The organism is Geomonas sp., assembly GCF_056994735.1.
This window is the reverse complement of record NZ_JBXKJL010000422.1, coordinates 1-1,199: the sequence shown is the minus strand read 5'-3', so window position 1 is coordinate 1,199 and position 1,199 is coordinate 1. Positions and strand designations below refer to the sequence as shown.

Sequence of the window (1,199 nt, the reverse complement as noted above, 5' to 3'; positions counted from 1 at the left end):
ATAGGAAAGAACATGATACAAGGATTAATTAATGGTATAAAAAATATGGGTAGTGGAATAAAAGGTGCTATAGGTGGAATTGTTAATAGTGCCGTAGATTCAGCTAAAAACAATTTAGGAATACATTCTCCTTCTAGGGTGTTCAAACAACTAGGAGAATATACAGGCGAAGGTTTCCATATAGGTATATCTAATACAGAAAGAGACACAAAGAACGCAATTAAATCATTAACAGGATCGGCAATAAACAGCGTAGCAGAGCCACAAGCATATTCTAGTGGTAATACTTCTTTTGTGCTTAATATTAATAACCCTTCAGTAAGAAATGACCAAGATATTAATGCTTTAACTAAGCAAATAGATATAAAATTAAAAGAGTTTGAAAGTAGAAATAGAAGAACAAGAGGGGGTGTTTCAATTGCCTAATATAACATTTAATGGTGTAGCCATACCAACATTCATTAAGGTAAACAAAGTCACTACACAAGCCCTTCCAGACCTCGAGAACAGTACAGTAAAAGCACCTAAGTTAATTGGTTTATATGATATGGGTACAACTCTAGGTGGTAAGAAAATAAGATTAGACTTCACTATTTTAAATGATGGGAAATACACAACACAGGATAAACAAGAAATAATGGCTGAATGGCTTAGAGGGGACAACTTCAAAGCCTCTAGGCTTGTCCTACCAGATTTTCCTAACTCTTATTACATGGCAAAAGTTAATAATAATATAGAAGTATCTGATAATATGTATTCAGCTAATGGGACTATAGAGTTTATATTATTAAACCCTAATAGAATAGACAACACACCGACTACAACGCTTCTTACATCAACGACAACCATTGTAAATTATACAGGAACAGCCGAAATATATCCTGTAATTGTTTGTTATGTAAATCAAGCACAAAGCACTATACAAATAAACTTTTCAAATAGTAAATATAATAACTTTATAAAGCTAGTTGGTAGTTTTCAAATTGGGGACGAAATAGCAATAGATTTAAAAACAAAAAGAGTAATTATTAATGATGTTACAAATATGGCTATTTTAACTTTGGATAGTGGCTTCCATAAGCTTATAAAAGGAAATAATACCTATACGAAAACCACAGCAACAAATGTCGATATAAATATTAGTTATTATAAGGAATACTTATAGGGGGTGTTTATATGCTTTATATTTTCAATAACAC

2 protein-coding genes are annotated in these 1,199 nt (G+C 31.5%); both read left to right on the top strand.

The window, feature by feature from the left end:
* Positions 1–426 (top strand): phage tail protein (locus tag AC11W3_RS18095; RefSeq protein WP_484093492.1); only part of this gene is annotated, 426 nt, incomplete at its 5' end.
* A complete protein-coding gene (locus tag AC11W3_RS18090) occupies positions 380–1,165 on the top strand; it encodes a distal tail protein Dit (protein ID WP_484093491.1) in 786 nt (261 codons plus the stop codon). The genes AC11W3_RS18095 and AC11W3_RS18090, both read left to right, overlap by 47 nt.
* The last annotated feature ends 34 nt before the right edge of the window (positions 1,166–1,199 follow it).